Below are 21,925 nucleotides of genomic sequence, written 5' to 3' on the forward strand. Positions count from 1 at the left end.
CTCACGTCATCGGGGCACGCAGCGGTTACCGCGGCGTACGGGCGGCGGCAGGCTAGCGGGCGGGCGGGGCGACGGGCGAGCGCACGAGCTGGATCAGGTAGAGCGTTCCCGACCACAGGTGCAGCGCGATCCCCCAGGCGGTGAAGGCGTAGGCGAACGGACGGGCGAGGTCGGCACCGGGCCAGTCCATCTGCGCGAGCAGGAGCAACGGGAACGCGTAGAGCAGGTTCAGCGTCGCGGCCTTGCCCAGGTAGAGCACGGGGAACGCGAGGTAGCCCTTGCGGCGCAGCACCGGCAGGGCGAGCGAGACGACGAGGTCGCGCCCGATGATCAGCGCGAGCACCCACCACGGCACGATCCCGCGGACGAGGAACGCCACGAGCGTCGCCACGGTGTAGAGCCGGTCGGCGAGCGGGTCGAGCAGCTCGCCCAGTCGGCTGTACTGGTCGAGGGCGCGCGCGATGCGCCCGTCGAGCCAGTCGGTGACGCCGCTCGCCACGAGCACGACCAGCGCCCAGCCGTCGGCCTGCGGACCCAGCAGGAGCCACAGGAACAGCGGCACCCCGAGCAGGCGCACGAAGCTCAGCGCGTTCGGGACGGTGAGCCAGCGCTCGTGGGCGAGCTCCCGGAGGGTCACGCGCGCAGTATCCCTGCGCGGCTGCCCCTCAGCGCGCCGTCCAGCCCATGTCCATGATCACCGGCGAGCCGGTGAACGACGAGCCCGCGCGGGTCTGCAGGAAGGCGACGACGTCGGCGACCTCGGAGGGCTCGATGAGCCGCTTGCTGGCGTGCGGGGTGAGGATGACCTCCTCGAGCACCCGGTCCTCGCTGATGCCGTGGGCGCGCGCCTGGTCGGCGATCTGCTTCTCGACCAGCGGGGTGCGCACGTAGCCCGGGCAGACGGCCGTGGCGGTGATCCCGTCGGCGGCGCCCTCGAGCGCGAGCGTCTTCACCAGGCCCAGGACGCCGTGCTTGGCGGACACGTAGCCGGCCTTGAACGGGGACGCCGCCAGCGCGTGCGCGGACGCGATCGCGACGAACCGCCCGCCCTCGGGCGCGGCGCGCAGCGACTCCCAGGCGTACTTGGCGAGCAGGAACGGGCTGGTCAGGAGGATCCCGAGCAGCGCGTCCCAGCGGTCCTCGTCGAAGTCGGCCACCGGGGAGACGTGCTGGAAGCCGGCGTTGGCGACGACGAGGTCGAGGCGCCCGAAGTGCTCGAGCGCGGTGTCGACGGCCGCCCGGTTGCCCTCGCGGGTCGTGAGGTCGGCGCCCAGCGAGGGCCCCGGCAGCGTCTCGTCGCTCTTGAGGTCGACGCCGAGGACCGACCACCCGTCGCCGTGCAGCCGGTCGACGATCGCGCGCCCGATCCCGCTGCCCGAACCGGTCACCACGGCTGCTCGCTGCTCGTTCTCCATGCCCCGACCGTAGGCTCTCGGGCCGTGATCGTCCCCGACCCACGGGTCGCTGCCTCTCCCGACGGACCCTCCGACGCCCGTCCCGACGCCCCGGCCCTGGGCCTCCCGGCCCAACCCGCTCGCCCGGTGCCCGACGTCCGGCGGATCGCGGTCCTGCGCGCCAACGGCATCGGCGACTACGTCGTCGCCGAGCCCGCCCTGTCCTCGCTGCGCGACGCCTACCCCGACGCCGAGATCACGCTGCTCGGCGCCAGGCACCACGAGGCGCTGCTCGCCGGGCGGCCGTCGCCGGTGGACCGGGTCGTCACCGTGCCGCTGGTGCCCGGGGTGCGGGTGGGCCCGGACCCGGACGCGAGCGAGGAGGAGGTCGAGGCGTGGTGCGCGGAGCGGCGCGCCGAGGGCTACGACCTCGCCGTCCAGCTCCACGGCGGCGGCCGGAACTCCAACAAGCTGCTGCTGCGCCTCGGGGCCAAGGTCACCGTCGGTGCCGCCACCCCCGACGCGCCCCGCCCCGACCGCTGGGTGCCCTACTGGCCCTACCAGCACGACACCGTCCGCTGGCTCGAGGTCGCGGCCGCCGCGGGCGCGACGACGAGCCGCATCGAGCCCCACCTGGCGGTGACCGAGGCCGACCTCGCGGCCTCCCGCGCCGTCGTGCCGCCCGGGGACGCCCCGCTGCTCGTCGTGCACCCGGGTGCCACCGACGCCCGGCGCTGCTACCCCGAGGAGCGCCTCGGGGCCGTCGCCCAGGACCTCGCCGACCTCGCCGACCACGGCGCCCGCGTCGTCGTCGCCGGCGGACCGAGCGAGGCCGACCGGGTCGCGCGGGTGGTGTCGGGGATGCGCGACGAGCCCGAGACCGCCGTCGGGACCCTCGACCTGCCCGGGCTGGTGGGGCTGCTGTCCCGCGCGACGATGGTGCTGGGCAACGACTCGGGCCCGCGGCACCTCGCCGGCGCGGTGGGCACGCCGACGGTCGCGGTGTTCACCTACGCGAACCTCGCCGACGTCGCCCCGCTGACCCGCACCTGGCACCGCGTGCTCGTGTCGTGGCACGGCGGCTGCCAGGTGTGCGGACGCCGCGTGCTCGACGGCTGGTGCGGGCACGAGGCCAGCGCCACCCACGACGTGCCCGTCGAGGAGGTCCGCGAGGCCGCGCTCGACCTGTGGGGCCAGGCCGTCACCTGACCCGCCTCACCTGACCCGCCTCACCTGACCCGCAGCGTCGTCCCCTCCTCGGCCGCGACGATCTCGCCGATCACCGGGTGCCCGGGGATCTCGCCGGCGAGCAGCAGCCCGCCCGAGGTCTGGGCGTCGGCGAGCAGCAGCGCCGTGGTCTCGTCGACGTCGATCCGCGCGTGCGGGCGGACCCAGTCGAGGTTGCGCCGCGAGCCGCCCGGCACGTTGCCCGCTGCGGCCGCCTCGCGGGCGCCGTCGAGGAACGGGACGGCGGCGCTGTCGATCACCGCGGTGACGCCGGAGGCGCGCGCCATCTTGTGCGCGTGGCCGAGCAGGCCGAAGCCGGTGACGTCCGTGCCGGCGCGGATGCCCGCGGCGAGCGCGGCGCGCGAGGCCTCGGCGTTGAGGGTCGTCATGACGGCGATCGCCTCGGCGAAGGACTCGCCGGTGGCCTTGTGCCGGTTGTTGAGCACCCCGAGCCCGAGCGGCTTGGTCAGCGTCAGTGGGGTGCCCGGGCGGGCGGCGTCGTTGCGGATGAGCGCGTCCGGGTCGGCCGTGCCGGTCACCGCCATGCCGTACTTGGGCTCGGGGTCGTCGACCGAGTGGCCGCCGGCGACGTGGCACCCGGCCTCGTCGGCGACCGCCAGCCCGCCGCGCAGCACCTCGGCCGCGAGGTCGTAGGGCAGGACGTCGCGCGGCCAGCACAGGAGGTTCAGCGCGATCACCGGGCGCCCGCCCATGGCGTAGACGTCGGAGAGCGCGTTGGCGGCGGCGATGCGGCCCCAGTCGTAGGGGTCGTCGACGACCGGGGTGAAGAAGTCGGTGGTCGCGATGATCGCGAGCCCGTCGCGGATGCGCACGGCCGCGGCGTCGTCGCCGTCCTCCAGCCCGACGACGAGCTCGCCCTCGCGCGCGGTCGACGGGGACGGCACCAGCCCGCGCACCACGTCCTCGAGCTCGCCGGGCGGGATCTTGCAGGCGCAGCCGCCGCCGTGGGCGTAGCCGGTCAGTCGCGGGGTCGTGGCGGTCACGACCCCGTTCTACAGCCTGTGCAGGCCGTCCAGCACCCGCTGCATGATGTCGCGCGACGGCGCCCCCGACGTGGCGACGGCCCGCGGGTGCACGAGCAGCAACCCCGCGCCCGCCATGTCGTCGATGATCACGCGAGCCACGCCCAGCGGCACCGCGAGCAGCGCGGCCACCTCGGCCACCGACCGCGGGTCCTCGACGACGTCGCCCAGCGCGACGTGCTCGGGGTCCTCCAGCGGCGGGCGCGGCGAGGGGATCGACACGAGGGTCTCGACGGCGAGGTCGGCCCTCGCCCGGGTGCGCCCGCGGGTGCGGACGTACGGGCGCACGCGGGTGCGGGTGCTCTCGGGCGGCGGCGTGGCGGTGATGAACAGGGGGATGGTCGGCGCGTCGTCGGGCTCGGGCTGGCGACGGGCCGGCGGGGGCGCCTGCTCGGGGACGACGGCGTCCTCGGCCGCGGCGCGCGCGGCCTCCCGGCGGGCCCGGCGGGAGTGGGAGGCGAACCGGGCCCCGGTGAGCGGGAGGCTGCCGGTCTCGCCGGGCAGGACCGGGCCGCCGGACTCCTCGGACGCGTCCCCGATGGCGCCGGCGGCACGGTCCGGGGCCTCGGCGTCCTGGGCGTCCTCGGGCTCGAGGGCCTCGTCGGCGAGGGCGCGCGGGAAGCGGGCGCCGGTGCGCCCGACCCGGGCGCGGCGGCGGCGTCGCGCGCCGGCCGGGCCGTCGGACCCGTTCCCTTCGCTCACGCTCCGCTCCCCCTCGGTGACCACGAACGGCTCAGTCCGACCGTTCTCCCCCGTCCGCCGGACGACACCGACGGTCACCGGACGAACAGGAGCCGGAGTCACGATAGAGCAGGCCTCGGTCCCGTCACACGGTTCGCCGTGACCGGTCGTCGAGAGCGTGACCATCGTGACGTCGCGTGACCTCGTCGTCACTCGGTGACAGTGACATCACGCCCGTGGGACGAGTCGGTAGCGACCGGATCGGACGCGGTGTCCTCCGGCGACGGCCCGCTGTGCAGGGACTAAGCTCGTGCCCAGCCCCATCTCGGACCTCTCTCCGTGGGGCTGTTTCCACATCGGGGCTCGGGGTCGTCGTCGTTCCACCCGGTTCGCCGGGACGGCGATCCCGGGTCCCGTTGCCGGTTCCGGCACGGCCTCCGACGTGCTAAGCACCGAGGCCGCGCACCCGGATGCGCTCGTCACCGAGGGCCACGACGTCGCCCGGTCCCAGCTGGCGTCCCCGGCGCGACTCGCCGCGACCGTTCACCGTGACCTCGCCGGCCTCGAGGACCTCCCGGGCCGCCGCACCGTGCTCCACCAGCCCGGCGAGCTTGAGCAGCTGGCCGAGCCGGATCGTCTCGTCCCGGATCTCGACGTCCCGGATCGGGCTCCTGGCGTCGGGCGCGCGCTGCTCCACCGGGCGAGTGTGCCCCGCGCCTCCCCCACGGAACCCGGCGCGGCGCGGGAGCCGGTGGTGTGATGGCGGCGATGGTCGCCCTGCTCGTCGCCGCCGGGTTCGCCGCCGGGCTGACGGGCTCGATGGCCGGGCTGGCGTCCCTCTTCTCCTACCCCGCCCTGCTGGCGGTGGGCCTCTCCCCCGTCGCGGCGAACCAGACGAACACCATCGCGCTGGCCGTCAGCAGCGTCGGGTCGATGCTCGGCTCGCGCCCGGAGCTACGTGGCCAGGCGCCTCGGGTGCTGCGGCTGCTCCCGCTCACGATCCTGGGCGGGGCGATCGGCGCGGGCCTCGTGCTCGTCACGCCGTCCGACGCCTTCGCGCTCATCGTGCCGTTCCTCGTCGCCGGCGCCTCGCTGGTGCTCCTGCTGCGCTCCCGACCCGACGCCGCGCCGGTGACCTCGCGCGCCGGTCGCGCAGCCACCGTCGTCGGCGTCGTCGCGGTCGGCGTCTACAGCGGCTACTTCGGCGCGGCCGCCGGCGTGGTGATGATGGCCCTGCTCGTGCGGGCCCTCGCCGACAGCCTCGTGCGCGTCAACGCCGTGAAGAACGTGCTGCTCGGGGCGTCGAACGCCGTCGCGGCCATCGGCTTCGCGGTGCTGGGCGAGGTGTCGTGGTCGGCGGCCCTGCCCCTCACCGCGGGCCTGCTCGTCGGCAACTACTGCGGCCCGGCCATCGCCCGCCGCCTGCCACCGACCGTGCTGCGCGTGGGGATCGCGCTCGCGGGACTCGTCCTCGCCGCCGTGCTGCTCCACCGCGCCCTGACGACCTGAGCGGGGCCGCGGGTCGAGGACGCCGCCGCCTGGAGCCACGGGTCGGGTCGGTGGGCGGGAGGACCGGTCGCGAGGAGCTATACACAAGATCGCGTCGAGATCGACGCCGTCGCGACGCGCCTAAGGCGCGCGCCCTGGCCCGGGTAGATCGGGGCCGCTCAGGCCGCCCAGACCGCTCGGGCCCCCGCCCAGGCCGCTTCGACCCCCGCGCCGGCCACTCGACGGTCGCAGGTCCGGCCGCCTCGCGCCGCGCACGACCGCCGGTGAGTGGACGACACTCCCTCGCGCTACGCCTTTTGCTGACTCCGAGCACGTGCCCCGGCAGCGGCACAGCGGCGACCTATGTCCAAGATCGCGTCGAGTCCGCCCTGCGGTGGCGTCGACATCGACTCCGTCGCGACGCGTCGGGTTGGCCGCTCGGGCCGCTCCGTCGTTCAGCGGATCGGGGTCCGACCGCTCGGAGAGTTCCGGGTGCAGCCTTCTCACTCCCTCCCACGGCCGTTGCTGGGTCGACGACACCCCCTCGCGCCGGCCCACCTCACCCCGAGCACCGTGCCCGGCAGCGACATCGCGGCGAGCTATGCCCAAGATCGCGTCGAGTCCGCCTCGCGTGGCGTCGATCTCCGATGCGCCCGACTCGGCACACCGGCCCCTGCGACTGATCGACCCGCGCGCCGCCTCCTCGTGCGCGACCTCCTCGTGCGCGGGCTGCCGTTGGCGACGTCCTCGTGCGCGACCTCCTCACGCACGTCTCCTCGCCCCCGACACGCCCTACCGGTCGGTCTCTGCAGGTTGTTCCACGCGCACCGTGTCGCCGCAGACCGCGGGCGCCCGCGTTCGGTCTGGGCCACCGGCCGGCAGCTCGTCGGGCGCGGATCGGGCACACCGTTCTCGACGCGATCTTGGGCGTAGCTCATGCCGCGCCCACATCGGTCGGCGCCCCGCGACTGCCGCCGTGGCACCGTCACCGGCAGCTGGCTGCTCGCTCGTGTCCAGCTCGAGACCGTCGTTCTCGACGCGATCTTGCGCATAGCTCACGCCCCACCCCACGTCGGTCGGCGGCCTTGGCGCCGTCGCGAAGGTCAACCGCGCGCCCGTCCCCGCTCGGGACCGTCGCTCTCGACGCGATCTTGCGCATAGCTCGATGAGGAGTGGTGGCCGACCGGCGGGCAGGCCCGACGGAACCGGCGCCGAGCCGGCGGCGTCGAACCCCGTTTGAGCACCGAGCCCCTCCCCGTCGATCCACCCACGGCCCACGGACCCGACGACCTCCTCCGGCGCGCGGCCGCCCTCCTCAGGGCCCGGCCGAACGGCGTGCTCGCCGGGCCCACCGCGGCCGCGCTGTGGATCGGTGAGCTCAGCGGGTTGGTGGCCGACGACGACCGGGAGGGGGGGTCGGTGCTGGTCCCGGGCCTCGCGAGCCGTCCCCTCGAGGTCGTCGTCGCGGGCCGGGGTGGGCGCGCGTCGCCGGGGGTGCGGGTGCGGGCCGACCGGCTGGCGCCCGACGAGGTCCGCGAGGTCGTCCACGAGGGCGTCGGGCGGCTGCGGCTCACCAACCCGCTGCGGACGTCGTTCGACCTCGCCCGCACGCTGCCGCTGGACGAGGCGGTCACGGTCGTCGACGCCATCGGGGCGCGGCACGGCCTGGAGTCCGGGGAGCTCCGCAGCACCGCGCACCGCCACCCCGGGGTGCGGGGGCGGCGGGCGGTGTTCCCGGTCGCCGACCTCGTGGACCAGGGCAGTACGTCGCCGGCGCGAACGCGGGTCCGGCTCGCGATCCGGCGGGCCGGGATCGACGTGCCGCTGGCCGGGCGGGCGATCATCGACGAGGACGGGGTGATCGCCGGGGTGCTCGACCTGGTGTGGCCGGACGACGGGTGCGGCATGCAGGTCGGGCGGACGAGGCCCGACGCCGCCGCGCGGGCGGGGCGGCTCCCGGAGCTCGGCTGGCACATCCGCCTCGTCCCGGACGACCTCTCGGCCTACTGGCTCTCCTGGGAGGCCCGGGGCCTGCTCGCCCAGCGCCGGGGGCGGACGCTGCCCCGGCTGATCACAAGGTCTGCCCGCCGTCGACGGTGACCGTCTGCCCCGTGATCGCGCGGCTCTCGACGAGACCGAGCACCGCGGCGGCCACGTCCTCGGGCGTCGTCTCGCGGTCGAGCAGCGCCGACGCGGCGAGCTCCCGCCCGCGCTCCTCGTTGCCGGCCCACCAGCGGGTCAGGACGAGGCCCGGCGCCACCTCGTTGACCCGCACCGGAGCCAGGGCCCGGGCGAGCGAGCGGGTCAGACCGTGCAGCGCGGACTTGCTCACCGCGTAGGGCAGGGACGACCCGTTGCCGGTCAGCCCGGCGATCGAGCCGATGTTGACCACGACGCCGTCGTCGGCGGCGCGCAGGTCGTCGGCCGCGGCCCGGGCGCAGTACCAGGGCGCCATGAGGTTGACCGCGAGCAGTTGCTGCCAGACGTCGTCGGTGGCGCCCTCGAGGTCGTCGAGGGGCAGCGGGATCGTGGCGCCGGCGTTGTTGACGAGCACCGCGACCGGCCCCAGACGCTCGCGCACATCGGCGACCATCGCGCGCACCGCGGCGTCGTCGGTGACGTCCGCCCGCACCGCCAGCGCGCGGCCGCCCTCGGCCTCGATCTCGGCGACCGCGGACTCGGCGTCGTCCGACGAGCGCCGGTAGGAGATCGCGACCGCGCGCCCGGAGCGGTGCAGCGCGAGGCTGCACGCGCGCCCGATGCCGGTGCCGCCGCCGGTCACCAGGGCGGTGCCCACCGACGGGCTCACGAGCCGCTCAGCTGGCGCTTGACCTCGCCCGACACCCGCCGCCCGTCGGCGCGCCCGGCGACCTGCGGCTGGACGACCTTCATCACCTGGCCCATCTGCTTCGGCCCCTCGGCGCCCGTCTCGCCGATCGCCGCGGCGACGAGCGAGGTCAGCTCCTCGTCGGAGAGCTGGGCGGGCAGGTAATCGGTGAGCACGGCCTGCTCGGCCCGCTCCCGCTCGGCGAGCTCGGTCCGGCCCGCGCCGTCGAAGGCCTCGGCGGACTCGCGGCGCTTCTTCTGCTCGCGGCCGAGGACCGTCACGACCTCGTCGTCGGTGAGCTCGCGGTGGCTCTCGCCCGCGACCTCCTCGGTGTTGATCGCGGACAGCGCCATCCGCAGCGTCGCCACCCGCACCTCGTCGCGGGCCTTCATCGCGGTGGTGAGGTCGCTGCGCAGTTTCTCCTTCAGCTGGGCCACGGTCCCACCGTAGTCACGTGACGCGACGGAGAAGCGGGGTCGGCATGACGCGCAGCACGCGGCCGAGGACCGCCCAGGGCCAGGTCGGCACGTAGGCGTGGGCCGGCGCCTTCTCGATGGCGTCGACCATGGCCCGCGAGCCGGTCACCGCGTCGACCGACATCGGCCGGCGCACGCCGCCGTTGAGGTCGGTGCGGATGTAGCCCGGGGCGAGGGTGGTGACGCGGATCGGGGTGCTCGCGACGTCGACGCGGATGCCCTCGGCGAGGTGGGAGAGCGCCGCCTTCGTCGCGGCGTAGGTCGTCTGGGCGCCCTTCAGCCCCCGGTCGGCGGCCACCGACGACACGACCACCAGGTGCCCCGAACCCTGCGCCCGGAAGATCTCCATCGCGGCCTCGCACTGCGCCAGGGCGGCGACGAAGTTGGTGCGCGCCGTCGCGAGGTTCGCGTCGAACCGCCCGGTGCCGATCGGCGCGCCCTTGCCCAGCCCGGCGTTGACGACCACGCGGTCCAGGCCACCGAGCTCGTCGCGCAGCGCGCGGACCGTCGTGAAGACGGCGTCGTGGTCGTCGACGTCGAGGGCCGCGACGGCGACCCGGACACCGGTCGGCGCGAGCTCCTCGCGCAGCGCCTCCAGACGGTCGAGGCGGCGGGCGACGAGCGCGAGGTCGTGGCCCCGGGCGGCGAGCTCGCGGGCCATCCCCGCGCCCAGGCCGGAGCTCGCTCCCGTGATCAAGGTCGGCATGGACCGAGTGCCTACCAGGGTCAGCGGTGGGCCAGCACGTTCACCACGACGCCCTGCGGGGTCCGGACGAAGAACCGGCGCACGCCCCAGGGCTCGTCCGTGAGCGGGTGGACGATCTCGTAGCCGGCCGCGACCGCCCGCTCGTAGAGGGAGTCCACGTCGTCGACCTCCACCGACACCCGGCTGTCCTCGGGCGCGGTGGCGTCGCGCGAGATCAGCTGGACCTGCCAGTTGTCCGCGGCGCGGTGGTTGACGACCCAGCCCATGTCCATCGGCGTCTCCATCCCGAGCAGGCCGGTCCAGAACGGCGCCTCGGCGGCGGGGTCGGCGACGGTGAGGTTGGGGACGATGCGGCGCACGGTCATGGGGCCAGCCTGCCGCCGGGGAGGTCCGCCGTCTTGGACGGATCGGAGCCCGCGCCACGGGATCGGCGACTGTGGTGTTCTCCCCGACGTGGCCGACGACGAGCAGCTGCGCGCCGCGCTGGTCGAGGACCTCGACGCGGGGTTCGAGGCGGTGGTGCGCACCCACGGCGACGTCGTGCACGCGGTCGCCCGGCGCACGGCCGAGCGGGCCGCCGACGCGGAGGACCTCGCCGCCGAGGCGTTCCTGCGGGCCTACCGGGCGCTGCGGGGCTACGACCACGACCGCATCGCGCGGCTCGACCTGCGGCCCTGGCTCCTGACGATCCTGCTCAACACCGCCCGCAACGACCGCCGTGACGCCGCCCGCCGACCCCGCACCGACGGCGCCGCCGACCCGCCCGACCGCGCCAGCCCCGCCCCCGGCCCGGCCGAGCGGGCGGAGACCACCGATCTCGGCGACCGGCTCGCCGCCCTGCTTGCGACGCTGCCGGTCGCCCAGCGCACCGCGGTGGTGCTGCGCCACGTCGTCGACCTGCCCGTCGCCGAGGTGGCCGCGGTGCTCGCGTGCAGCGAGGGCACCGCCCGCTCGCACGCGGCCCGCGGGCTCGCCGCCCTGCGCACACGCCTGACCAGTACGGAGGACACGTCATGACCGACCCGGTGCTCGCGGCGCTCCGCGACCTCGCCGAGCCCGCCCCCACCAGCCTCGCCGAGCGCGTCGTGGACGGCTGGCTGCGCGTCCCCGGCCCGCTCGGCGAGGTGTACGCCGTCGTCGGCGACCGCGGTGTGCGGCTGCTGCGCCCGGCGGCGTTCGCCGGCGAGCTCGACGCGTTCCTCGAGGACTACCGAACCCGCCACGGCCGACCGGTCCGCCCGGCGCCGCGCGCACCCCGCGGCCTGTTGCCGGCGCTGCGGGGACGCGGCGAGGGCCCGGCCCTCGACCTCGGGGACCTCACGCCCTTCGCCCGCGAGGTCCTCGCCGTCACCGCCCGCATCCCGGTCGGGCAGACGCGGCCCTACGGCTGGGTCGCTCGCGAGGCCGGGCGCCCGAAGGCGGTGCGGGCCGTCGGCACGGTGCTGGCGCGCAACCCGGTGCCGCTGCTCGTGCCCTGCCACCGGGTGGTGCGCGGGGACGGCGACCTCGGGCAGTACCTCTCGGGGCGGGCGGACAAGGTGGCGCTGCTCGAGCGCGAGGGCGTGGAGGTCGCGCACCTCGAGGCGCTCGCGGCCGCGGGCACGCGGCTGGTCGGCAGTGACACCACCGGCGTCGTCTGCTTCCCGACGTGCCACCACGCCCGCCGGATCACCGCCGCCCATCGGCACGGCTTCCCGAGCCTCGAGCGCGCCCGTGACGCGGGTTACCGCCCCTGCCGGGACTGCCGGCCTTGACCGCTCAGCGCGCCGTGAACCCCGCGTCCACGGGGAGCGCGACGCCGGTGACGTAACGGGCGCCGTCGGAGACCAGCCAGTCGACGGCGGCCGTCACGTCGGCGGGGTCGAGGAGCCCGACCGGCAGCAGGTTGCCGACGTCGGGCACCTCGCCGTCGGCGGGCGCGTCGAAGAGCGCCGCGACCGCGTCGTTGAGCACCATCGTCGTCGCGACGCCCGACGGGTGCACGGCGTTGACGCGGATGGCGTGCGGGGCGAGCCAGTGCGCCCACGCCCGGACGAGCCCGGTGAGCGCGGACTTGCTCGCGACGTAGCCGTCGCTGCCGCCCGATCCGTCGCCGCCGCGCCCGGTGAGGCCCACCGACGACCCGGTGACCACGACGGCCCCGCCCCGCCCCTGCTCGATCATGGTCGGGACGGCCGCCTGCACGGTGTTCCAGACGCCGACGGTGTTGACCTCGAGCTGGTCGCGGAACGCCTGCGCGGCCGGCACGTCCGGCGACGCCATCCCGATCCCGGCGTTGGCGAGCACGATGTCGACCCCGCCCAGCTCAGCGATCCCCGCCGCCACCGCCGCGTCGAGGGCCTCGCCGTCCCGGACGTCGGCGACGTGTGCGCTGACCCGCGCGCCGCGCTCGCGGACGCCGGCTACGGTCGCGTCCAGGTCGTCGGTGGTCGCCAGCGGGTAGGCGACGCTCGCGATGGGCGCGCAGACGTCGATCGCGACGACGTCGGCCCCCTGCTCGGCGAGGCGCCACGCGTGGCTGCGGCCCTGTCCGCGGCCCGCGCCGGTGACCACGGCGACCCGCCCGGTGTGCTCGGCCATGGCCCGACCGTAGCACCGACTGGTTGCAAAAAAGAACCACCCGGTGCGCGAGGCGCACCGGGTGGTCCGGGACCCATCGACGGGTCAGACGGGCGTCTTCTCCCCCGCCGCGACCGGCACGGTGACCGTGTTGCCCGCCGGCGGGAGCGGGCAGGTCGCCGAGGTCGTGAACGCGCACGGCAGGTTGAGCGTGCGGTTGAGGTCGATCGACACCGACCCGTCGGCCGCCGGCGGCGCGGTGCGCAGGATGCGCCCGCCGCCGTAGGTGCTCTCCCCCGACGTGCCGTCGCGGAAGTGCAGCTTCAGCTCGCCCGCCTCGCCGGCGAGGGCCGTGAGCTGCTGCTCCTCGCCGCCGAGGGTGAACCGCACCGTCCCCACGGCCGTCGGGTGGAACCCGAGGCCGTCGACGACCGTCTCGACGTCGATCCGCCGCGGCGCGTCCCAGGCCTCGAAGCGCCCGGTGACGATCCACGCGGGGTCGACCGGGAACGCCGGCACCCCGGCGAACCGCTGCCGGGTCGGCGCCTGCGGGTCGCGGACGCGCAGCGCCAGGTGCTCCTCGCGGCGGATCACCTCGACCCGCCGCTCGCCCACCGCGACGAGCACGCCCGGCTTGCCGTCGACGGGCTCGAGGCGGCTGGTGCCGTCGACGGGCGTGCCGTCCACGGACACGCCCTCGCCGGCCGCCGCGGTGATCTCCACGCCGCCGTCGACGGCCCGCCACGTCCCCGGGAGCTCCGGGTACGCGCGGGGCTCACCGTCGAGCCAGTACAGCGCGGTGAGGCTGAGCCACCCGTGCGGGGCGCGCAAGGTGTCCTCGCGCTCCGCGTGCCAGGCGGCCCAGCCGGTCGCGAGGTCCTCCTCGACAGCCGTCACGCCGTGCTCGTCCCGCTGCTCGTCCCGCTGCTCGCCTCGCGCTTGGGCAGGACCCATCCCGGGCGCACGAAGTGGCAGGTGTAGCCCCAGGGCATCTTCTGCAGGTAGTCCTGGTGCTCCGGCTCGGCCTCCCAGAACTCGCTGGCCGGCTCCACCTCGGTCACGACCTTGCCCGGCCACAGGCCCGACGCGTCGACGTCGGCGATGGTGTCGCGCGCGACGCGCTCCTGCTCCGGAGTCGTGTAGTAGATCGCCGACCGGTAGCTGCGACCGATGTCGTTGCCCTGACGGTTCTTCGTCGACGGGTCGTGGATCTGGAAGAAGAACTCGAGGATCTCGCGGTAGGAGATCAGCTCGTCGTCGAACACGACCTCGACGGCCTCGGCATGGTCGCCGTGGCGCCGGTAGGTGGCGTTCGGGGTCGCCGGGTCGCCGGAGTAGCCGACCCGGGTCGAGAGGACGCCCGGCCGCTGGCGCAGCAGCTCCTGGGCACCCCAGAAACACCCGCCGGCCAGGATCGCGGTCTGTGTGGCCACCGATGTACCTCCTCGATCTCGCCTGCACCCGGCACAACGCCGCGGGCCGGACGGCTGTTCCGGCGGAGGCCGTACGGGTGCAGACGGTTGTGTGCCACCGGCAGTGCCATGCTGCGCACCGTGAGCGAGCAGCGCATCGAGGTCACCCGGTGGATCGACGCCGAGCCGGCGACGGTCTTCGACGTGCTGCGCGACCCGCACGGCCACGTGGCCATCGACAGCTCCGGGATGCTCATGTCCGCCACCGGCGAGCCGGTGCAGGGCGTCGGTGACCGCTTCACCGTGCACATGGACCGCGAGGCCCTCGGCGACCGCCCGCTCGGGCGCTACGACGTCGACGTCGTCATCACGCTCTACGAGCCCGACGTCGAGATCGCCTGGACGGTCGAGGGCCAGGTGCGCCCCTACATCGGCCACCTCTACGGCTACCGCCTCGAGCCGGCCGACGACGGCACCCGCGTGACCTCCTACTACGACTGGTCCGCCATCCACCCGGAGTGGGCCGCGCGCGACGTCTTCCCGGTGGTCCACCCGCACTCGCTCAGGGCGACGCTGGGGATCCTGGCCCGGGCGGTCCAGAAGGACTGAGACGTCCGGCGGCGCCCAATGGCGCCTCGGCCCCGACGTCCCAGGTCCCGGTGCGCACGAGGAGCTGCACGGCCTCGACGCGCACGGCCAGCGGCAGGCGGGGCGCGAGCGCGTCCTCGGCGCGCCGCAGGGCTTCGGTCGAGGCCGCCCGGCGCAGGCCGACCGTCAGGTGCGGGACGAGCTCGCGGTCCTCGCGCTCCAGCTCGGGGAACGCCGCGTGGACCCGCTCGGCGATCTCGCGGAAGGGGTCGACGGCGTCGGGCGCCAGCCACAGCACCCGCGAGCCGAACCACCGCAGCTCGCCGAACATGCACGCGAAGGCCGGGACCGGGGCCACCGCCGCGCGCAGCGTCGCCACCGTCGTCGCCGTGACCTCGGCCGGGAGGACGAACGGGTGGACGAGGGTGAGGTGTGCGCCCAGGCCCCGCCGCGCGGTCGGGTCGAGCTCGCCGCGGAACGGCCCGACCAGCGGCTCGGCCTCCGGCACCAGGGCCGCGATCATCGTCCGGCGCGCGGTCGGGTCGAGAAGCGGGGCGGGCACGCGAGGAGCATGCCCACCGGGCCGCCGCCGAGCACTACCGTCGGCCGCGTGCGCTGGTCGATCGCGATCCCCCAGTTCGGCGCGGACGCCGTCGACGCGGCCGGGCTGAAGGCCCACCTCACCCGCGCCGAGGAGCTGGGTCTCGAGGGTGCCTGGACGATGGAGCTGACGGTCGGCGAGGCCCCGGTGCTCGCGCCGCTGGAGGTCCTGGCGTACGCGGCCGCGTGCACCGAGCGGCTCCGGCTCGGGGTCGGCGTGCTGATCAGCACCCTGCACGACCCGCTCCAGCTCGCCGCGGCGCTGACCACGGTGGACCGGCTGAGCCACGGCCGGCTCGACGTCGGGATCGCGCCCGGCGGCGGCGCCCGGGACTTCGCGGCGTTCGGGGTGGACCGCGAGACCTTCGTCGCGCGCTTCACCGAGGGGCTCGCGCTGATGCAGGCGGCCTGGTCCGACGCGCCGCGCATCTCCTTCGCGGGCCGCTTCCGACAGCTCGAGGACCTCGCGATCGCCACGAAGCCGGTGCAGCGTCCGCACCCGCCGCTCTGGTTCGGCGGCAGCGCGACCCCGGCCCTCGCGCGCGCCGTCCGCCTCGGCGACGCGTTCCTCGGCGCGGGCTCGGTGACCAAGGCGGCCTTCGCCGAGCAGGTCGTCGTGCTCCGCCGCGAGCTCGAGCGCCGGGACCGGGATCCCGCGACGTTCCCGCTGGCGAAGCGCGTCTACGTCCGCGTCGACGACGACACCGACCGGGCCCGCGACGGCATGCTCGCCGCGCTGCGGCGGCTCTACGGCCGCAAGCCGGGGATCGAGGACGTGCCGGTCACCGGGACCGGACAGGACGTGGCGCGCGGGCTCGCCGGGGTCCGCGACGCGGGCGCCGGGATGGTCCTGCTCGATCCGCTGGGTGACGACGTCGCCGCCGACCGTGAGCAGCTGGAGCGCCTCGCGGCCGAGGTCCTCCCGCTCGTCGCGTAGCCCGGTTCGGCGCCGTTGCTCGGGGCGGTCCGCGTGGCACGATCCTGCGGGTGACCAGCCGCGCCTCCCGCGAGCAGCACCTGCGCGACCTCGCGCTGCTGCGCCGGGTGCGGGACCGGATCGACCGCGAGTACGCCCAGCCGCTCGACGTCGAGGCGCTCGCGCGCGGGGTGCACCTGTCGGCCGGGCACCTCAGCCGGGCGTTCCGCCGCGCGTACGGCGAGTCGCCCTACAGCTACCTCATGACCCGGCGCATCGAGCGGGCGATGGCGCTGCTGCGGCGCGGCGACCGGAGCGTCACCGAGGTCTGCTTCGAGGTCGGCTGCTCGTCGCTGGGGACGTTCAGCACCCGGTTCAGCGAGCTCGTGGGGATGTCGCCGAGCGCCTACCGCCGCGAGGCGTCCCGCGAGACCGAGGGCATGTCGCCGTGCGTCACCCGCAAGGTCATGCGACCGGTCAGGAATCGAGAAGCACCGGCCGTCGAGGTCTCCCTAGCGTGAGCGGCATGACCAGCACCGGCAGCACCGACATCACGATCTACCAGGCCTACCTCCCGCACGACGACGCGCAGGCCGCGATCGCCTTCTACCGCGACACCCTCGGCTTCGAGGTCCGCAAGCACGTCGAGTACGGCGACATGCACTGGATCACCGTCGGCCCGCCCGGCCAGCCCGACACGTCGATCGTGCTGCACCCGCCGACGGCCGACCCGGGCATCACCGACGACGAGCGCCGGGTCGTCGCGGAGATGATGGCCAAGGGAACCTACGCCGGCATCAACCTCGCCACCCCGGACGTGGACGCCACCTTCGAGCGGCTGCAGGCCGGGTCCGACGACCGGGTCGACGTCGTCTCCGAGCCCACCGACCAGCCCTGGGGCGTGCGCGACTGCGCCCTGCGCGACCCCGCCGGGAACATGATCCGCATCTTCGAGGTGAAGTGAGCACGGCCGTCCGACCCGCCGCGACCCGCCGCCCCAGCCGGAGGACCGAGACCCGATGAGCACGGCCACGACCGAGACCGCGAGGCCGGACAGTGCGTCCGGCGCCCACGCCGCCGACGGCCACGACCGCATCCGTGTGCACGGCGCCCGCGAGAACAACCTCAAGGACGTCAGCGTCGAGCTGCCCAAGCGGCGGCTGACCGTGTTCACCGGCGTCTCCGGGTCGGGCAAGAGCTCGTTGGTGTTCGGCACGATCGCCGCCGAGTCGCAGCGGATGATCAACGAGACCTACAGCGCCTTCGTCCAGGGCTTCATGCCCACGCTCAACCGCCCCGACGTCGACGTCCTCGACGGCCTGACCACGGCGATCGTCGTCGGCCAGGAGCGGATGGGCGGCGACGTCCGCTCGACGGTCGGCACGGCCACCGACACCGGCGCGATGCTGCGGATCCTGTTCAGCCGGCTCGGCGACCCGCACATCGGCGGGCCGCAGGCGTTCTCGTTCAACGTGGCCTCGATCAGCGGCGCCGGGGCGGTGACGTTCTCCAAGGGCGGGCGCGAGATCAAGGAGCGCCGCGACTTCAGCATCACGGGCGGCATGTGCCCGCGCTGCGAGGGCCGCGGCACCGCGTCGGACTTCGACCTCACCGCGCTCTACGACGACAGCAAGTCGATCAACGAGGGCGCGATCACGATCCCCGGCATGAGCATGGACGGCTGGTTCGGCCGCATCCTGCGCGGCTGCGGGTTCTTCGACCCGGACAAGCCCATCGCGCGGTTCACGAAGCGCGAGCTGAACGACCTGCTCCACAAGGAGCCGACGAAGCTCAAGATCGAGGGCATCAATCTCACCTACACCGGGCTGATCCCGCAGATCGAGAAGTCCTTCCTGTCCAAGGACCGGGAGGCGATGCAGCCCTACGTGCGGGCGTTCGTCGACCGCGCGGTGGTCTTCACGACGTGCCCGGACTGCCACGGCACCCGGCTGAGCGAGGCCGCCCGGTCGTCGACGATCGCCGGGAAGAACATCGGCGAGGTCTGCGCGATGCAGATCAGCGACCTCGCCGAGTGGGTGCGCGGCCTCGACGAACCGTCGGTCGCGCCGCTCTTGGGGTCGCTGTCGGAGACGCTCGACTCGTTCGTCGAGATCGGGCTGGGCTACCTCTCGCTCGACCGGCCGGCGGGGACGCTCTCGGGCGGCGAGGCGCAGCGGACCAAGATGATCCGCCACCTCGGATCGGCGCTCACCGACGTCACCTACGTCTTCGACGAGCCGACGATCGGGCTGCACCCGCACGACATCGCGCGCATGAACGACCTGCTGCTGCGCCTGCGCGACAAGGGCAACACGGTGCTCGTCGTCGAGCACAAGCCGGAGACGATCGCGATCGCCGACCACGTCGTCGACCTCGGTCCCGGGGCCGGCACCGGCGGTGGGGAGATCGTCTACGAGGGCGACCTCGACGGGCTGCGCCACAGCGGCACGCGCACCGGGCGGCACCTCGACGACCGGGCGTCGCTCAAGACGTCGGTGCGGAGGCCGACCGGCGCGCTGGAGGTGCGCGGGGCCGACACCCACAACCTGCAGGGCGTCGACGTCGACATCCCGCTCGGGGTGCTGGTCGCCGTCACGGGTGTGGCGGGGTCGGGGAAGAGCTCGCTGATCCACGGGTCGGTGGCCGGCCGGGAGGGCGTGGTCGTCGTCGACCAGGCGCCGATCAAGGGCTCACGGCGCAGCAACCCCGCGACCTACACCGGCCTGCTGGAGCCGATCCGCAAGGCGTTCGCCAAGGCCAACGGCGTGAAGCCGGCGCTGTTCAGCGCGAACTCCGAGGGCGCCTGCCCCAACTGCAACGGCGCCGGGGTGATCTACACCGACCTCGGGATCATGGCCGGCATCTCGACGGTGTGCGAGGTGTGCGAGGGCAAGCGGTTCGACACCTCGGTGCTCGAGTACCGCCTCGGCGGGAAGGACATCAGCGAGGTCCTCGGCATGCCGGTGGCCGAGGCCGTGGAGTTCTTCGGGGCGGGCGACGCGAGGACCCCGGCGGCACACAAGATCCTCGTGCGGCTCGTCGACGTCGGGCTGGGCTACCTCACGCTCGGGCAGCCGTTGACGACGCTGTCGGGAGGCGAGCGCCAGCGGCTCAAGCTGGCGACGCAGATGGCCGACCAGGGGTCGGTCTACGTCCTCGACGAGCCGACGACCGGCCTGCACCTCGCCGACGTCGAGCAGATGCTGGGCCTGCTCGACCGCCTGGTCGACTCCGGGCGGTCGGTGATCGTCATCGAGCACCACCAGGCGGTGATGGCGCACGCCGACCACGTCATCGACCTCGGGCCGGGCGCGGGCCACGACGGCGGGCGCGTGGTGTTCGAGGGGACGCCGGCGCAGCTCGTCGCCGACCGCTCGACGCTGACCGGGCGGCACCTCGCCGAGTACGTCGGGGCCTGATCAGCCCGTCGCCGCCGTCGCCACCTGGTCGAGCACCAGCGCCAGCGGCGGCCACGCGGCGTGCCCCCGCCGCGTCACCGCCGACGCGCGGAGGTGCACGCCCGGGTCGGCGAGGGGCACGACGGTGATGCCGGGGCGTCGCGGGCGGTCCTGCGGCAGCAGGCCGACGCCGAGGCCGGCGAGGATGAGGTCCTCGACGAGGTCGAGGCTGTCGGCCTCGTGCGTGATCCGCAGCGGGAAGCCGGCCATCGAGGCGAGGGTGCGCAGGACCTGCTCGTCGGCGGTGTTGCGCGAGTTGCCGATCCAGGCCCGGTCGCGGAAGGCCGCGACGACGCCGGCGGCGCCGGGGCTGCGGTCCGGCGTGCGGTCCGGCGTGCGGTCCGGGGCCGCGGCCTCGGGTACGGCGAGGCCCCACGGGGTCGACCACAGCGGCCACGCGGTGAGGTCCGGGTCGAGCGGGGCGGGCGCGAGGTCGTAGTCGTAGGTCAGGGCCAGGTCGATGCGGTCCGCCATGAGCATCGCGTGGGCCTCGGCCGGCTCGTACTCGCGGATCGTCAGCGTCACCTGCGGGTGGGTGGCGGCCAGCGCGGCGACCGTCGGCATCAGGGTCCGGCGGATCGCCGTCGCGAACCCGGCGACCCGCACCTGACCGCGCGGCTCGGCGTGCGGGTCGAGGTCGCGCTCCGCGGTCTCGACCGCCGCGAGGATCGTGCGGGCGTGCTCGGCGAGCCGGTGGCCCGCGGCGGTGAGGCGGGAACGCCGGCCGTCGGGCTCCACCAGCGGCGTCCCGGTCTCGCGCGCCAGCGCCGCGATCTGCTGGGACACCACCGACGTGCTCGTCCCCAGCGTCTCGGCCACGACCCGCATCGAGCCGTGCCGCGCGAACTCGACGAGGTAGGGCAGGCGGCGGGTGTCCACGTCCCCATTGTCCGCGATTCACGGACGGTCCGTGAAGGATTCTCACGTGGACGCGGACGGTCGTGCACCCCTTCACTGGTGGCCGTGACGCCCACGCTCCCCGCGAGCCCCTCGACCTCCGCCCGCACCGGGGCCGCCATGGCGCTGGCGGCGATGTTGTCCGTCCAGCTCGGGCTCGCCCTCTCGGTGGGCCTGTTCGACCGGATCGGTCCGGCGGGCACGGCGTGCCTGCGCCTCGTGCTCGCCGGGGTGCTGCTGCTCGTCGTCGTGCGGCCGCGGGCGGCGGCGTTCACGCGGGCGAGCCTGCTGGCGTGCGTGGCGCTCGGGACGGTGACGGCGGGGCTGACGATCCTGTTCACCGAGGCCATCGCCCGCATCCCGCTCGGGACGGCGTCGGCGCTGGAGTTCCTCGGCCCGCTCGGGGTGGCGCTCGTCCGCGGCCGGGGGCGGGCGCGGGGCTGGGCGCTGCTGGCCGCGGTCGGGGTCGTGCTGCTGACCCACCCCTGGCAGTCGGGTCTCGACCCCGCGGGCGTCGCGTTCGCCCTCGCCGCGGCGTGCTGCTGGGCCGCGTACATCCTGCTCACCCAGCGGGTCGGCGACCACGTCACCGGGATCACCGGCCTCGCGGTGTCGATGCCGGTGGCGGGGCTCGTGGCGGGCGCGGTGGCGGGGCCGGGGCTGGTGGAGGCGGCCGGGGCCGGCGGGGTGGACGTGAGCGTGCTGCTCGCGGGCCTCGGGATCGCCCTGCTCCTGCCCGTCCTGCCGTTCACCCTCGAGCTGCTGGCCCTGCGCCGGCTTACCACCGCCGCCTTCGGCACGCTCATGTGCCTCGAGCCCGCCATCGCGCTCGGGATCGGGGCGGTGCTGCTCGCCCAGGCGCCGACGGTCGAGGCCGTCGCCGGCATCGCCGCCGTCGTCGCGGCGGGTGTGGGGGCGAAGAGGTCGGGGGCGCGATCGGGGGCGCTGTCAGAGGCCGGGGACCGGCCGGCGTCAGGCGGCGGCGATCAGCCCGACGAGGCTGCCGAGCCCGGCGAGCACGGCCAGCGGGACCCCGATGCGCAGCGCCGTGCGGACGTGGCGGAGCCGGCCCGTCGCCCACATCGCGGCGGCCGGCAGCAGCGCGAGGACGGCGACCCCGAGGAACGGCACGGCCAGAGCGGTGAGGACGCCGGCGGTGCCGGTGGGCACCGCGCGCCCGGTCTCGGTGTCGAGCTGGGCGCGGACGACGTCGCCGGCCTCGGAGTCCGGGGTGGCGTCGACCGCGACCGGCGGCCCGCCGCTGTCGGGGACGAAGGTGCCGCGGCAGTCGTAGCGGCCCTTGCCGAGGGCGAGGCACTCGTCGACCGTCAGGGTGCCCGGGATGCCGGCGCTGCCGGTGGCGAGCTGCAGGTCGCCCCAGGAAGTGACGAGGGGCATCACGCCCATCACGATCCACAGGATCAGCAGGACGGCCCGTCCGACGGGGCCGGGACCGCGGCCGCGGGTGGGCGTCGGTGCGCCGAAGAACTCCGTCACGGCGCCAGCATGATCGAGCCCGCGGCGCGGGGGTACTGAGGGAACGCTGTGGGATCGGTCGTCGGGTGGGTGTTGTCCGTCAGAGCGGAACGTGGGGTCGTCCGCCGGGGCGGGGTCGTTGGTCGGGGTCGATCCAGGGTGGTGGGGTGAACCAGG

Annotated in this window: 25 protein-coding genes; 11 read left to right on the top strand and 14 right to left on the bottom strand. The window is 75.1% G+C overall.

Going from position 1 to position 21,925, the window contains the following annotated elements; genetic code table 11:
• Positions 1–52: 52 nt before the first annotated feature.
• A complete protein-coding gene (gene clsA, locus PH190_RS27980; protein ID WP_274234815.1) occupies positions 53–637 on the bottom strand; it encodes a cardiolipin synthase ClsA in 585 nt (194 codons plus the stop codon).
• Positions 638–665: 28 nt separating this feature from the next.
• Complete coding sequence (locus tag PH190_RS27985) at positions 666–1,415, bottom strand: SDR family oxidoreductase (protein ID WP_274234816.1); 750 nt, start codon at positions 1,413–1,415, stop codon at positions 666–668.
• Positions 1,416–1,439: 24 nt separating this feature from the next.
• On the opposite strand from PH190_RS27985, the gene PH190_RS27990 reads away from it, so the two are divergent.
• A complete protein-coding gene (locus tag PH190_RS27990) occupies positions 1,440–2,603 on the top strand; it encodes a glycosyltransferase family 9 protein (RefSeq protein ID WP_274234817.1) in 1,164 nt (387 codons plus the stop codon).
• 20 nt (positions 2,604–2,623) lie between these two features.
• On the opposite strand, the gene selD is transcribed toward PH190_RS27990, so the two are convergent.
• The 3 genes from selD to PH190_RS28005 form a co-directional block, all read right to left on the bottom strand.
• Positions 2,624–3,625 carry a selenide, water dikinase SelD gene (gene selD, locus PH190_RS27995; RefSeq protein ID WP_274234818.1) on the bottom strand — a complete coding sequence of 334 codons (1,002 nt, stop codon included), beginning with the start codon at positions 3,623–3,625 and terminating at the stop codon, positions 2,624–2,626.
• Between the two features lie 9 nt (positions 3,626–3,634).
• Positions 3,635–4,366, bottom strand: coding sequence for a DUF742 domain-containing protein (locus PH190_RS28000; RefSeq protein ID WP_274234819.1), 732 nt, complete (start codon positions 4,364–4,366; stop codon positions 3,635–3,637).
• 424 nt (positions 4,367–4,790) lie between these two features.
• The gene (locus PH190_RS28005) at positions 4,791–5,009 is read right to left on the bottom strand and encodes an RNA-binding S4 domain-containing protein (protein ID WP_274234843.1); all 219 of its coding nucleotides are present in this window, start codon (positions 5,007–5,009) and stop codon (positions 4,791–4,793) included.
• Positions 5,010–5,104: 95 nt separating this feature from the next.
• Between PH190_RS28005 and PH190_RS28010 the strand changes: the two genes are divergently transcribed.
• Positions 5,105–5,854 (top strand): sulfite exporter TauE/SafE family protein, encoded by a 750-nt coding sequence (locus PH190_RS28010; RefSeq protein ID WP_274234820.1) that lies wholly within the window; start codon positions 5,105–5,107, stop codon positions 5,852–5,854.
• 1,215 nt (positions 5,855–7,069) lie between these two features.
• On the top strand, positions 7,070–7,933 hold the full coding sequence (locus tag PH190_RS28015; protein WP_274234821.1) for a hypothetical protein: 864 nt from the start codon (positions 7,070–7,072) through the stop codon (positions 7,931–7,933).
• Here PH190_RS28015 and PH190_RS28020 read toward each other — a convergent pair.
• The 4 genes from PH190_RS28020 to PH190_RS28035 are packed head-to-tail and all read right to left on the bottom strand — an operon-like array spanning position 7,905 to position 10,207.
• A complete protein-coding gene (locus tag PH190_RS28020) occupies positions 7,905–8,642 on the bottom strand; it encodes an SDR family NAD(P)-dependent oxidoreductase (protein WP_274234822.1) in 738 nt (245 codons plus the stop codon). The two genes, PH190_RS28015 and PH190_RS28020, sit on opposite strands and share 29 nt — an antisense overlap.
• Positions 8,639–9,097, bottom strand: a complete 459-nt coding sequence (locus PH190_RS28025; RefSeq protein ID WP_274234823.1) for a GatB/YqeY domain-containing protein — start codon at positions 9,095–9,097, stop codon at positions 8,639–8,641. Before PH190_RS28025 ends, PH190_RS28020 begins: the two co-directional genes overlap by 4 nt.
• A 13-nt stretch (positions 9,098–9,110) precedes the next feature.
• On the bottom strand, positions 9,111–9,842 hold the full coding sequence (locus PH190_RS28030) for an SDR family oxidoreductase (RefSeq protein WP_274234824.1): 732 nt from the start codon (positions 9,840–9,842) through the stop codon (positions 9,111–9,113).
• Between the two features lie 20 nt (positions 9,843–9,862).
• Entirely contained in the window at positions 9,863–10,207 is a 345-nt protein-coding gene (locus tag PH190_RS28035; RefSeq protein ID WP_274234825.1) for a VOC family protein, read from the bottom strand.
• An 88-nt stretch (positions 10,208–10,295) separates the two neighbouring features.
• Between PH190_RS28035 and PH190_RS28040 the strand changes: the two genes are divergently transcribed.
• Together PH190_RS28040 and PH190_RS28045 are read left to right on the top strand one after the other, a co-directional pair.
• The gene (locus PH190_RS28040) at positions 10,296–10,859 is read left to right on the top strand and encodes an RNA polymerase sigma factor (protein ID WP_274234826.1); all 564 of its coding nucleotides are present in this window, start codon (positions 10,296–10,298) and stop codon (positions 10,857–10,859) included.
• Entirely contained in the window at positions 10,856–11,596 is a 741-nt protein-coding gene (locus tag PH190_RS28045) for a methylated-DNA--[protein]-cysteine S-methyltransferase (protein ID WP_274234827.1), read from the top strand. The genes PH190_RS28040 and PH190_RS28045 overlap by 4 nt, the downstream gene beginning before the upstream one ends.
• A gap of 4 nt (positions 11,597–11,600) precedes the next feature.
• Here the strand turns inward: PH190_RS28045 and PH190_RS28050 are convergent, their stop codons facing one another.
• The 3 genes from PH190_RS28050 to msrA form a co-directional block, all read right to left on the bottom strand.
• Positions 11,601–12,422 (bottom strand): mycofactocin-coupled SDR family oxidoreductase, encoded by an 822-nt coding sequence (locus PH190_RS28050; protein ID WP_274234828.1) that lies wholly within the window; start codon positions 12,420–12,422, stop codon positions 11,601–11,603.
• An 84-nt stretch (positions 12,423–12,506) separates the two neighbouring features.
• The gene (locus tag PH190_RS28055; RefSeq protein ID WP_274234829.1) at positions 12,507–13,298 is read right to left on the bottom strand and encodes a DUF1684 domain-containing protein; all 792 of its coding nucleotides are present in this window, start codon (positions 13,296–13,298) and stop codon (positions 12,507–12,509) included.
• Positions 13,295–13,834, bottom strand: coding sequence for a peptide-methionine (S)-S-oxide reductase MsrA (gene msrA / locus PH190_RS28060; protein WP_274234830.1), 540 nt, complete (start codon positions 13,832–13,834; stop codon positions 13,295–13,297). Before msrA ends, PH190_RS28055 begins: the two co-directional genes overlap by 4 nt.
• Before the next feature lie 120 nt (positions 13,835–13,954).
• Between msrA and PH190_RS28065 the strand changes: the two genes are divergently transcribed.
• Complete coding sequence (locus tag PH190_RS28065) at positions 13,955–14,422, top strand: SRPBCC family protein (RefSeq protein ID WP_274234831.1); 468 nt, start codon at positions 13,955–13,957, stop codon at positions 14,420–14,422.
• Here the strand turns inward: PH190_RS28065 and PH190_RS28070 are convergent.
• On the bottom strand, positions 14,376–14,963 hold the full coding sequence (locus PH190_RS28070) for a 2'-5' RNA ligase family protein (protein WP_274234832.1): 588 nt from the start codon (positions 14,961–14,963) through the stop codon (positions 14,376–14,378). The genes PH190_RS28065 and PH190_RS28070 overlap by 47 nt on opposite strands.
• Positions 14,964–15,011: 48 nt before the next feature.
• Here PH190_RS28070 and PH190_RS28075 point away from each other — a divergent pair, with 48 nt between their 5' ends.
• Genes PH190_RS28075 through PH190_RS28090 form a run of 4 tightly spaced genes read left to right on the top strand, consistent with a single transcriptional unit; the run spans position 15,012 to position 19,336 of the window.
• Positions 15,012–15,938: an LLM class flavin-dependent oxidoreductase gene (locus tag PH190_RS28075; RefSeq protein WP_274234833.1), complete on the top strand. Its 927-nt coding sequence runs from the start codon at positions 15,012–15,014 to the stop codon at positions 15,936–15,938.
• A 50-nt stretch (positions 15,939–15,988) separates the two neighbouring features.
• Positions 15,989–16,438 carry a helix-turn-helix transcriptional regulator gene (locus PH190_RS28080; RefSeq protein ID WP_274234834.1) on the top strand — a complete coding sequence of 150 codons (450 nt, stop codon included), beginning with the start codon at positions 15,989–15,991 and terminating at the stop codon, positions 16,436–16,438.
• A 5-nt stretch (positions 16,439–16,443) separates the two neighbouring features.
• The gene (locus PH190_RS28085) at positions 16,444–16,881 is read left to right on the top strand and encodes a VOC family protein (RefSeq protein ID WP_274234835.1); all 438 of its coding nucleotides are present in this window, start codon (positions 16,444–16,446) and stop codon (positions 16,879–16,881) included.
• A 55-nt stretch (positions 16,882–16,936) separates the two neighbouring features.
• A complete protein-coding gene (locus PH190_RS28090) occupies positions 16,937–19,336 on the top strand; it encodes an excinuclease ABC subunit UvrA (protein WP_274234836.1) in 2,400 nt (799 codons plus the stop codon).
• On the opposite strand, the gene PH190_RS28095 is transcribed toward PH190_RS28090, so the two are convergent.
• Positions 19,337–20,254 (bottom strand): LysR family transcriptional regulator, encoded by a 918-nt coding sequence (locus PH190_RS28095; RefSeq protein WP_274234837.1) that lies wholly within the window; start codon positions 20,252–20,254, stop codon positions 19,337–19,339.
• An 84-nt stretch (positions 20,255–20,338) separates the two neighbouring features.
• Here PH190_RS28095 and PH190_RS28100 point away from each other — a divergent pair, with 84 nt between their 5' ends.
• Entirely contained in the window at positions 20,339–21,808 is a 1,470-nt protein-coding gene (locus tag PH190_RS28100; RefSeq protein WP_274234838.1) for an EamA family transporter, read from the top strand.
• Positions 21,809–21,925: the final 117 nt, after the last annotated feature.

Source organism: Actinomycetospora straminea (assembly GCF_028737255.1).
Lineage (GTDB): Bacteria > Actinomycetota > Actinomycetes > Mycobacteriales > Pseudonocardiaceae > Actinomycetospora > Actinomycetospora straminea.

What these genes read in the sequence shown, in the direction of transcription:
- PH190_RS28050 (WP_274234828.1), bottom strand. Translation starts at nt 12,422, where the DNA reads ATGGCCGAGCACACCGGGCGGGTCGCCGTGGTCACCGGCGCGGGCCGC.
- PH190_RS28010 (WP_274234820.1), top strand. Translation starts at nt 5,105, where the DNA reads ATGGCGGCGATGGTCGCCCTGCTCGTCGCCGCCGGGTTCGCCGCCGGG.
- PH190_RS28030 (WP_274234824.1), bottom strand. Translation starts at nt 9,842, where the DNA reads ATGCCGACCTTGATCACGGGAGCGAGCTCCGGCCTGGGCGCGGGGATG.
- PH190_RS28045 (WP_274234827.1), top strand. Translation starts at nt 10,856, where the DNA reads ATGACCGACCCGGTGCTCGCGGCGCTCCGCGACCTCGCCGAGCCCGCC.
- PH190_RS28085 (WP_274234835.1), top strand. Translation starts at nt 16,444, where the DNA reads ATGACCAGCACCGGCAGCACCGACATCACGATCTACCAGGCCTACCTC.
- PH190_RS28090 (WP_274234836.1), top strand. Translation starts at nt 16,937, where the DNA reads ATGAGCACGGCCACGACCGAGACCGCGAGGCCGGACAGTGCGTCCGGC.
- PH190_RS27985 (WP_274234816.1), bottom strand. Translation starts at nt 1,415, where the DNA reads ATGGAGAACGAGCAGCGAGCAGCCGTGGTGACCGGTTCGGGCAGCGGG.
- PH190_RS28035 (WP_274234825.1), bottom strand. Translation starts at nt 10,207, where the DNA reads ATGACCGTGCGCCGCATCGTCCCCAACCTCACCGTCGCCGACCCCGCC.